Source organism: Pseudovibrio sp. POLY-S9, assembly GCF_001431305.1.
Taxonomy (GTDB): domain Bacteria; phylum Pseudomonadota; class Alphaproteobacteria; order Rhizobiales; family Stappiaceae; genus Pseudovibrio.
On the sequence record NZ_LCWX01000165.1, the window covers coordinates 44,081 to 53,202 of the forward strand.

The following is a 9,122-nucleotide window of genomic DNA, read 5'->3' on the forward strand; positions in this document are numbered from 1 at the left end:
AATCAGGGAGATGATCTGAAGGAGCGCGCCTCGCTCAGCGGTGTCATGCTGGTGGCTAGCGCGCTGATCATGCTCATCGCCCTCGCCGCCCTCTCTCTCATCACCGATGGCCCTGCAGCAACACAGCAAGCAACGGACTGGACCAGCAACCTGCCGCTCATCGACCTGACACAGGTCTGGAGCCCAACCATGTGGCTCGCGGCCATTTGTGTCGGCATAACCCTGCGCGGTGTGTCCATGTTCCTGTCCATGCAGGCGATTAATCTGGTTGGCAGTCAGAACTACGTTGCCACAATCGCCGCCCTGCCGTTCACCTCATTGCTGTTTGAGCTCATCGCCGACAAAGCTGGCTATCTGCCTCAGACACTACTAGATCCAATCACCATTCTGGCAGGCGTCATCATGACAGCGGGTTCACTGGGCATTCTCTGGGCACGCCAGCGCAAGTTCAAAACAGCCACCGCATTCTCATAGCTTTAGAAAACCCGAGTATTTCTGAAAGCAATTGCTTACTCGCCTTCGCTAAGGTTTGGGCGAACAGCGAGTAAGCAAACATGACTGACAACAAGAGCGAACTGCCGGAAGTCACTGAACAACGAATTCTGGAAGCGTGGAGACTGTCAGGCTGGGCTGACCGCCTGTTGGACGAAGCAGGCATCGGTGTCACCATCATCGATAAAGACGGCAAGCTGCTCTACTACAACAAATGGGCTTCAGAAAATCTGGATCGCAAGCCCCGCCACATCGGGCACAATGTAAAAGAAAACCACCGCCGCGCCATCACCAACCCGAGGTTCGATGCCATGCTGCAGCTGTTCAAAGATGGCCGCAAAGACCCGGTGCGTTATGTGGCCAATCCATACGGAACCACCACCATTCTCGTCACCGTCTCCCCAATCCATATTGACGGAGAGCTCGTCGGCTTTTCCCAGTTTGTCTTGTTAAAGGAAGAAGTGCAGGACCTGTGTTGCTTATATGATCAGCATGGCCGCGATCCCTTTGAAAAAGCGATGCTACCCGACAGCTGATCTTTAGCTGGAAACCTTCTCTTTGGCTTCCGTCAACATCTCCTGAATGTCATTAAGCTGCTCAACCAGCTGGCCAATGGTTTCTACCGGCACATCCAGATTGGAAAAGGCGCAGTGCTGTACGTCAATCACGCCATCACTCAAATCACGCCCTTCTTTCGTCAGGCTAACAATAACCTGCCGCTCATCTTCTTTGGAGCGCGCACGAGCAAGAAAGCCCATTTCTTCAAGGCGCTTAAGCAACGGTGTCAGAGTGTTCGACTCAAGGAACAAGCGCTCCCCCAACTCGGAGACGCGCTGATGGTCTTTTTCCAAAAGAGCAAGCAAAGTGATGTACTGCGGATACGTGACCCCAAGCTTCTTCATCACCGGTTTATAAAACCGATTGAAGGCGTGGTTGGCCTTATAGATGGCAAAGCACAAATGCTGATCTAAACCAAAGCCTTGAAATTCTTCAGATTTCTTCTCGGCCATCACCGTATTCCAGTCCTGAGTAACATCCTCTTTCCTCGTTCTACCCATCAATATAAAAGCCGTCAAACTAAATCGCACACGATTAATTCACGTTTTGATTGACAGCACCCCACATTTCTTCTTAACTATATCGCATAGGATTTAATCGTGCACGATACATAACAGCAACGAGGAATACCAAATGCCAGTTAACGTTCTTTATGAAACAAGCGCAGTTGCTACCGGTGGCCGGGACGGCACTGCAAAAACAAAGGACGGTGCTCTGGAACTGACACTTGCAACCCCAAAAGAACTGGGTGGTGCAGGTGGAGAAGGCAACAATCCAGAGCAACTCTTCGCTGCTGGATACGCCGCATGTTTCATCGGAGCTATGAAGTTTGTAGCGTCTCAGCAGTCTGACATCGCTCTGCCTGCTGACGTGAACGTAGAATCAACCGTTGGCATTGGCCCACGCTCCGAAGGTGGTTTCGGTCTGGAAATTGCTCTCGCTGTTACCGTACCGGGCATGGACAAAGCAAAAGCAGAAGAACTCGTCGCTGCAGCGCATGAGGTCTGCCCATATTCCAACGCAACCCGCAACAACATCGATGTAAAGCTTTCTGTCGCAACCTAAAGCGTATTTCCCAAAAGTGCCTATCGGTTTTCGAGATAGATACGCAAAAGCAAAAGCTAAAGCAGATCAGGCGTTTCAGCAAAAACGCGAATTGCTTTAGCAGCACAAGACCCATCGAACCATTAAAGAGAAAGGGGCCCATGAGGCCCCTTTCCAATTTCTATTATCTGCTCTGATTAATCAGCTTGTTGAATAGCTGAGAGCTTCCAGCTCTCACCGGCATCACGAACAAACGACCAGATCTCTGTCCGCTCTTCCGGTACATCCGGATTGCCTTCAACCACTTTGTTGTTGGCCCGCTCACGCATCACATCAATGGCCTCATAGCGCATTGCGACAGACGCATAGTCCTTGTCGCCTTCACGCCAGGCTTCGCTCAGATCACCCTGAAGCAGCTTGATGCCGCGCACTTCATTGACAAGACCGTTGGACGCAGCCTTACCCAGTTCCTCAGCAAAGTAGCCCATGATTTCAGGCGTCGCGATTTCGCGGATCTTACCGTAATCTTCAGAGCCGTAAGCAGTCCAGACGGTTGTCAGCAGCGCTTCAAAGGCATCAAAGTCATCCGCAGTCAGGCCGATTTCATCATCCGCTTCGGTAGAAAAGACAGGCTTTTCCTCAAACTGAGGCGCCTGACCACCACCAAAACCGGTGTTCGGAATGCCAGAAGATCCTGAACGACGCGGCGCATCCTGCGCACCCGCATCATTAAAGCTGAACGACTGGTTCTGCTGTGGCTCCTGCTGGTATCCATGGGCAGCACCAGCGGCCTGTGGCTGTTGGCGTCCCCGCAAGAACCGCATCAACAACATGATACCACCGCCGATCAGCAACACCTGCATGATCATACCGAATAACCCGGCCATACCGCCGAACCCGGAACCGAACAACATGCCCAGCAATCCACCAAGTGCCAATCCACCGAGCATAGACCCGAGGAAACCACCGCCAAACAAGCCACGGCGCTGGCCTGCAGCTGCCTTAGAGGCTGCAGCTGCATTTTGCTGCTGCGCACCTGTGTTGGTGCCGTTGTTAGGTGTCATGGTCCGCTGAACCGGAGCCGTCTTTGGTGCAGTCTTGGTCGCTTTTGGAGCTGAGTAACTGCGTGAACCGCGGCTACCGAAACTGAATCCACGCTTTGCCTCTGCAAAGTCAGCCGTCACAAAGATCAGACCGATCGAAAACACCAAGAGTGTGAGAAACTTTGGAAACTTATTCAATGCAAGCATGTAACCCCTAAACCTGCCCTTAAACTCATGTTGCCCTCCATATGGGGGCATTCTGTTAAAATTTGAAGACCAAAGTGCATTCCCGAAAAGTGGAAGCTGGTTTTCAGACAAGAATACGCACCAATGAAAATTTCAGAAACAGCTTAAGTCCCTCAAAACAAAGGCAAACGACTTCAGGGCTTCATTGGATTGTGAAGATGGACTTTTTGAAAGCCAGATGAGGAGATTTCATCACAAAACTCCACCCACTCGCAGTTTTGGCAGGCCTTCTTAAAAACACCCTCAGCATATGCTTTCCGCATCTTGGTGACCAAATGCGAACTTAGCACAAGCTCATCACCAACACGCAGCTCAGTCCCAAGCAGGCGAGAGATCAACATCACAGCCGCTTTATCACGCTCCACCACACTGCAATTAAAGCAATGCGGCTGCTCTTCTTCACTGATCAGAACCGCACAAATCTCATCCGGCCCCTCAACCAGTAGGGCAGCCTCTCCCGCATTCAGGCGCTTCACCACAGCCTCGTAGTTCTTGGAAAACGCAGGAGAATAGCCGTGCCCAATAAATGTAAGCACGCATAGCAAGTGATGACCACGCAGCTTGACACTCATGATCACTTCACCTCATCAGCCAGCAGCACTTTCACCTGCTCCAGCAAACTCTCAGCAGATTGCTGATAATCCGCATCAGCCCAGATCTGCTGTGCCAGCCGCATCGCCTTACCCATATCAGGTCCGGCAGGAATACCGCCAGCAAGCATCATCTTACCAGTCAGCGGAAAATTCGGTATCACCCAGTTCTGCGCAAAGGCCAACAACTCTTTCAGCTCCGCCTCACTCTGCACGATGTCGTTCATCCAGGCAGTCAAAACACCATCAACAACAGCATCCGTTCCATGAGCAACCAACAACGCCTTCAACTGCTGTTTGCTCTGCCCGCGTGTATGCAGCACCTCCGCAATATCAGCAGCAACCTCAATTTCTTTCTTCTGCGCATTAGAAAGGCGCAGGAGCTCAGCAACTTGCGGTCCTGCAACACCACCAAGCCGCAACACCGGCTGGAGAGCTGCCTCAGGCAAATCCTCAAGGTCCAAAAGGCGCGCCAAGCGAGAGCTCGCAGCCTCTCCACCCAAAATGAGCTGCAATATTCCGCCCAGCTCCATCAGCAGCAAAGAATCGAGAGCACGCGGTGCAGACAGCGTTCTCAGCACTTCCTTGGTGATACGCTCCTTGGAAAGATGAGAAAGGCCATCTTTCAATTCAAGACAGGCAGCATACCCATCCGCATTGATCTCCCCTTGCCCGTAAGTCGCAAAGAACCGGAAGAACCGTAGGATCCGCAGATAATCTTCGCGAATACGCGCACGCGCATCTCCAATGAACCGCAGATGCCGGTTGAGGCAGTCATCCAGACCGCCCAGCGGATCAAACAGTTCACCATGACGGTCCACGTAAAGCGCATTCATTGTGAAATCGCGGCGCTGCGCGTCTTTCGTCCAGTCACGCCCAAACTTAACCGTCGCGTGGCGTCCGTGCGTTTCAATATCTTCGCGCAGACAGGTCACTTCAATCGGTTGGCGATCAATAACCAGCGTCACCGTTCCATGGTCAACACCAGTTGGGATGGCTTTGACACCAGCAGCTTCCGCTCTGGCAAGCACCACATCCGGCAAGGCAGTGCAGGCAATATCAACATCATCCACCACTTCACCAAGTAGGGAATTGCGCACAGTTCCACCAACTGCACGCGCAACATCACCGTCTTGTTCCAGAACGTCAAAAGCCCGCTGAACAGCAGCACTGTCCAGCCAGCCGCTCTGTTGTAATCTGGTCATTTTTGAGGAGTCTCGTATCCACCTGGAACGAACTCACCATCCACCACCTGCGCTGGTCTGTATTGCGAGCCAAGAGGTGCGCGGCTTGTTTCTGCAAGCAGCATCAGGCTGGCGATGACAAGAGCTATTCCGCTGATGCTCAACCACAACATCGGGCCATCGCGAAATCGCTTGTCTTTCTTTGCCTTACGTACCACCATCACCCACACTGCGTAGGCGATAAAAGGAACAAAGAACAACAACCCATGTGTCAGGAGCATTCGTATCATCAGGCATAAACCCTATTGTAAAGCACGCGCAGGATGCCAGCGGTGACACCCCATATGTAACGCTGCTCAAACGGCATGGCATAATAGTAGCGCGTTTTGCCTCTGAATTCTCCGCTTTTTTTCTGGTGGTTCTCAGGGTTCATCAGAAAAGACAAAGGCACTTCAAATACTTCATCCACCTCTGCCGGATTGGGAGAGAGGATCAACGGAGGTTTGACTGTCGCAAGAACCGGCACGACCCGATACCCGGAGCCCGTGTAGTAATCGCCAAGATCACCTAAAATCTCTACTAAGTCAGAGTCCAGGCCAACTTCTTCATGCGCCTCTCGCAAAGCTGCACCCACAGGCCCGTCATCATCCTCATCAATTTTGCCACCAGGAAACGCAATCTGCCCAGCATGAGAACGCAGGTGCGCAGTACGCTGGGTTAAAAGAATGGACGCCTCTGTCCCCCGGTCAACAATACCGATCAGAACAGCAGCATCCCGTACCTGCTCCAGATCCTCACCATAATCAGGAATATCCGGATTGAGGATGTGATCTCCTGCAGGCTCATGGGCTTGACCGGCCAACCGGTCCATCACCCGAGATCTGAAATTCTCTGCTGTAAACTCAGACAAGATAATACGCCGTCCTAATGTCTCTTCCTAAAATCCAAGGTTCTGGACCGTATCCACCACAAAGAATGCACCATGGCTTTCAATGCCAACAACCCGTCCACCCTCGCCTTCACGCTCTTGCAAATGCGGCGCGAGCTCATGAACCAGTGTCCGCGCAAACAATGCTTCCAATCGGTCACGCACAAGGATGTAAGGCTTCAGCCCGCCATCTTCTTCCTGCTGTACAAAACGGATAGGATTGTCAGGCCCAGCTTCAACCACGTCACCGCAATTGGTCCGGATCGTAATCACCTGCTCTCCGTCCTGCTGGTGAATATCCATTTCCACGCCTACAAACGGCGCATCTTCAACGGTTAGGCCAATCTTCTCAACGGGCGTTACAAGATAGTACTTCCCATCTTCTTCCTGCTTCAACACAGTCGAAAACAGGTGCACCAGAGCCTCACGCTGAATAGGCGTGCCCATGTAATACCAGGATCCATCCCGCTTGATCTGCATATCCAGATCTCCGCAAAACTCCGGGTTCCAAAGATGGATAGGAGGCAGGCTTTTGGATTTTCCCGCACGCGAAATCAAAGCCTGAAGACCTTTCGGCATCTCCTTGATTTCCGGAATGCTCTTTTCTGTTAGTTCGCTCACCACGGTCATTCTACCAATACATCGGAACACACCACTATTGGGGTAATATGGTGTCACGCAAGCTCTAACGCTACCCTCCCTCAAAGCCCGCGCCAAGTTATACCTTTGCGATAAGCATCGACGCAGCAAAATAAGAGACGTCATTGGTGGTCTCTATTAAGGGCGCAATGCTCTCAATTCTCAGGGGCAAACGGAATCTCAGCCCTCAGACTCACTATCTGTTCACAGAAATGCCGTTAGGGTAGAGCCAACCAAACTATAACCCAGGGATGCTCTGACCCCGATCATATCAAAACATTTTGAAACTGGCTTTCGCGCCTTGCATTGCACTTCTGCCTGCATAGTCAGCCTAATGCTGAAAAGTACAGGCCTATAAATTTGCTAGGGATCGCCTTTTTTAAAACCGAGTATGATGCAAAGGTGAGCTAGGCAGGGTTGCAACGCGCGACGAAAAGAGAGCAGCGATGAACACCAATATGACAGGCATGCCCCCCAAACCAGAGGATATAGTCGCACGCACAGAGGCGGCTTGTGAGAAAATCCGACAGGCAAAAGAGGAAATCGCCCGTTCCATATTTGGTCAGGAAAGCGTCGTTGAACGCACATTGGTGACGATTCTCTCCGGCGGCCACGGTCTGCTTGTTGGTGTTCCCGGTCTTGCAAAAACCAAACTGGTGGAAACTCTGGGCACAGTGCTCGGCCTCGATTCCAGCCGTATCCAGTTCACACCAGACCTGATGCCCTCGGACATTTTGGGTTCTGAAGTGATGGAGGAAGCCCCGGATGGCAAACGCTCCTTCCGCTTCATTCCCGGCCCGGTCTTCGCCCAGCTACTAATGGCAGACGAGATCAACCGCGCCAGCCCGCGAACCCAGTCCGCTCTCCTGCAATCCATGCAGGAATACCACGTTACAATCGCAGGCCATCACCACGACCTGCCTGCCCCCTTCCACGTACTGGCCACTCAGAACCCGCTTGAACAGGAAGGCACTTACCCACTTCCGGAAGCCCAGCTCGACCGCTTCCTCATGCAGATTGATGTCCATTATCCGGACATAGATGCAGAGCGCCGAATTCTACTGGAAACCACAGGGGCGACAGAAGCCAAATCCAAACAGGTCCTGCAACTTGAAGAGCTGCGGGAGATGCAACAACTGGTACGCCACATTCCCGTGGGCGAAACCGTCATGGACGCTATCCTGAAACTGGTCAGAGCAGCCCGCCCCGGCGAAGCAGATGGCTTTGATGATCTCGCCCAATACATCGCCTGGGGCCCAGGACCGCGCGCCAGTCAGGCACTCATGTTGACCGTTCGTGCCCGTGCTTTGGCAGACGGACGCCTGTCCCCAAGCGTTGACGATGTCATGTCTCTGGCCGAACCTGTGCTGCAACACCGCATGGCTCTCACCTTTGCCGCAAGAGCCGACGGAAAAACCATTCCGCAACTGCTCAAAGACATAAAAGAACGCATCGCCTAACAACAAGCCGACAGGATCGCATATGTTATCTTCGAGGACCGCTCCTCAAGACAGACAGGAAAACATCTTCGGCTTAACGGGCGAAGCGCAGTCCATTGCTGATACCTTGCCAGAGCTGCTGGTTGAGGCAAGACGCATTGCAGCCAATGTCACCTCTGGCTGGCATGGTCGTCGCCGAGCAGGCCCCGGCGAAACCTTCTGGCAGTTCCGCCCTTTCCTCTCTGGTGAGGCAGCCCAGCAAGTTGACTGGCGCCGCTCTGCCCGCGACGACAATTTGTATGTGCGTGAGCGCGAATGGGAAGCAGCCCAAACCATCTGGGTCTGGGCAGACCTCTCCGCCTCCATGCGTTTTCAAAGCAGACAAGCCACCGCCTCCAAACGCGACCGCGCTCTGCTTCTCATGTTGGCTCTGACTTATGCTTTAAACGAAGCGGGGGAACGTGTGGGTCTGGCTGGCCTTACAAGACCACTTGCCAGCAGAAATGGGGTGCAAACCATAGCCGAAACTCTGGCGCACGAAAATCCTGAGGCAACGCTACCAAATCCGGAAGGAATCCGACGTTTCTCAGAGATTGTGCTCTTCTCTGACCTGCTAGACCCACCGGAAAAGCTGGAAGCGTGGATGGCCAACATCGCCGGCACAGGCGCCAAAGGTCATCTCATTCAACTGTTGGACCCGATTGAAGAAACCTTTCCCTTCACTGGCCCTACCCAGTTCGAAGACCCAGAGAATGGAGAGCAGCTTAAGGCAGGCCGCGCGCAAACTTGGCAACAAGAATACTTGCATCGCCTCGCTGCGCATAAAGACCAGATCAACTCACTCGCCCGTAAATTCGGCTGGAGCTATACGTTGCACCACACAGACCGCCCAGCGGTCGAGCCGTTAATGTTGCTTCATTCTCGTCTGGCAGACGCACCACAACACAAAATGAGAGGAG

The 9,122-nt window shown here is 52.8% G+C and carries 11 protein-coding genes and 1 pseudogene; 5 read left to right on the forward strand and 7 right to left on the reverse strand.

Annotated features, from left to right (window positions below):
* Together PPL9_RS15875 and PPL9_RS15880 are read left to right on the forward strand one after the other, a co-directional pair.
* A pseudogene (locus tag PPL9_RS15875) lies at positions 1–474 on the forward strand (translation-associated GTPase); the annotation flags it as partial.
* 80 nt (positions 475–554) lie between these two features.
* Positions 555–1,028 carry a PAS domain-containing protein gene (locus PPL9_RS15880; RefSeq protein WP_057463614.1) on the forward strand — a complete coding sequence of 158 codons (474 nt, stop codon included), beginning with the start codon at positions 555–557 and terminating at the stop codon, positions 1,026–1,028.
* 3 nt (positions 1,029–1,031) lie between these two features.
* Here the strand turns inward: PPL9_RS15880 and PPL9_RS15885 are convergent, their stop codons facing one another.
* Positions 1,032–1,502 carry a MarR family transcriptional regulator gene (locus PPL9_RS15885; RefSeq protein ID WP_208989409.1) on the reverse strand — a complete coding sequence of 157 codons (471 nt, stop codon included), beginning with the start codon at positions 1,500–1,502 and terminating at the stop codon, positions 1,032–1,034.
* Between the two features lie 181 nt (positions 1,503–1,683).
* Here PPL9_RS15885 and PPL9_RS15890 point away from each other — a divergent pair, with 181 nt between their 5' ends.
* Positions 1,684–2,115, forward strand: coding sequence for an organic hydroperoxide resistance protein (locus PPL9_RS15890; RefSeq protein WP_057463616.1), 432 nt, complete (start codon positions 1,684–1,686; stop codon positions 2,113–2,115).
* A 176-nt stretch (positions 2,116–2,291) separates the two neighbouring features.
* On the opposite strand, the gene PPL9_RS15895 is transcribed toward PPL9_RS15890, so the two are convergent.
* From PPL9_RS15895 to PPL9_RS15920, 6 genes are all read right to left on the reverse strand, one after another.
* Positions 2,292–3,344, reverse strand: a complete 1,053-nt coding sequence (locus PPL9_RS15895; protein ID WP_057463617.1) for a Tim44 domain-containing protein — start codon at positions 3,342–3,344, stop codon at positions 2,292–2,294.
* 173 nt (positions 3,345–3,517) lie between these two features.
* A complete protein-coding gene (locus PPL9_RS15900; RefSeq protein WP_057463618.1) occupies positions 3,518–3,955 on the reverse strand; it encodes a DUF1284 domain-containing protein in 438 nt (145 codons plus the stop codon).
* A gap of 2 nt (positions 3,956–3,957) precedes the next feature.
* The gene (locus PPL9_RS15905; RefSeq protein ID WP_057463619.1) at positions 3,958–5,178 is read right to left on the reverse strand and encodes a CCA tRNA nucleotidyltransferase; all 1,221 of its coding nucleotides are present in this window, start codon (positions 5,176–5,178) and stop codon (positions 3,958–3,960) included.
* Positions 5,175–5,447, reverse strand: a complete 273-nt coding sequence (locus tag PPL9_RS15910; RefSeq protein WP_208860182.1) for a DUF6111 family protein — start codon at positions 5,445–5,447, stop codon at positions 5,175–5,177. The genes PPL9_RS15905 and PPL9_RS15910 overlap by 4 nt, the downstream gene beginning before the upstream one ends.
* Positions 5,447–6,067, reverse strand: a complete 621-nt coding sequence (locus tag PPL9_RS15915) for a CoA pyrophosphatase (RefSeq protein ID WP_082596903.1) — start codon at positions 6,065–6,067, stop codon at positions 5,447–5,449. Before PPL9_RS15915 ends, PPL9_RS15910 begins: the two co-directional genes overlap by 1 nt.
* 27 nt (positions 6,068–6,094) lie before the next feature.
* Positions 6,095–6,664: a DUF1285 domain-containing protein gene (locus tag PPL9_RS15920; protein ID WP_244273404.1), complete on the reverse strand. Its 570-nt coding sequence runs from the start codon at positions 6,662–6,664 to the stop codon at positions 6,095–6,097.
* Between the two features lie 506 nt (positions 6,665–7,170).
* Between PPL9_RS15920 and PPL9_RS15925 the strand changes: the two genes are divergently transcribed.
* Both PPL9_RS15925 and PPL9_RS15930 read left to right on the forward strand, forming a co-directional pair.
* The gene (locus tag PPL9_RS15925; RefSeq protein WP_057463622.1) at positions 7,171–8,184 is read left to right on the forward strand and encodes a MoxR family ATPase; all 1,014 of its coding nucleotides are present in this window, start codon (positions 7,171–7,173) and stop codon (positions 8,182–8,184) included.
* 22 nt (positions 8,185–8,206) lie between these two features.
* On the forward strand, positions 8,207–9,122 hold a 916-nt coding region (locus PPL9_RS15930), incomplete at its 3' end, for a DUF58 domain-containing protein (RefSeq protein WP_057463623.1).

Coding starts and splice junctions, on each gene's coding strand:
- PPL9_RS15895 (WP_057463617.1), bottom strand. CDS start 3,344: ATGCTTGCATTGAATAAGTTTCCAAAGTTTCTCACACTCTTGGTGTTT.
- PPL9_RS15880 (WP_057463614.1), top strand. CDS start 555: ATGACTGACAACAAGAGCGAACTGCCGGAAGTCACTGAACAACGAATT.
- PPL9_RS15925 (WP_057463622.1), top strand. CDS start 7,171: ATGAACACCAATATGACAGGCATGCCCCCCAAACCAGAGGATATAGTC.
- PPL9_RS15900 (WP_057463618.1), bottom strand. CDS start 3,955: ATGAGTGTCAAGCTGCGTGGTCATCACTTGCTATGCGTGCTTACATTT.
- PPL9_RS15910 (WP_208860182.1), bottom strand. CDS start 5,447: ATGATACGAATGCTCCTGACACATGGGTTGTTGTTCTTTGTTCCTTTT.
- PPL9_RS15890 (WP_057463616.1), top strand. CDS start 1,684: ATGCCAGTTAACGTTCTTTATGAAACAAGCGCAGTTGCTACCGGTGGC.
- PPL9_RS15905 (WP_057463619.1), bottom strand. CDS start 5,178: ATGACCAGATTACAACAGAGCGGCTGGCTGGACAGTGCTGCTGTTCAG.
- PPL9_RS15920 (WP_244273404.1), bottom strand. CDS start 6,664: ATGCCGAAAGGTCTTCAGGCTTTGATTTCGCGTGCGGGAAAATCCAAA.
- PPL9_RS15885 (WP_208989409.1), bottom strand. CDS start 1,502: ATGGCCGAGAAGAAATCTGAAGAATTTCAAGGCTTTGGTTTAGATCAG.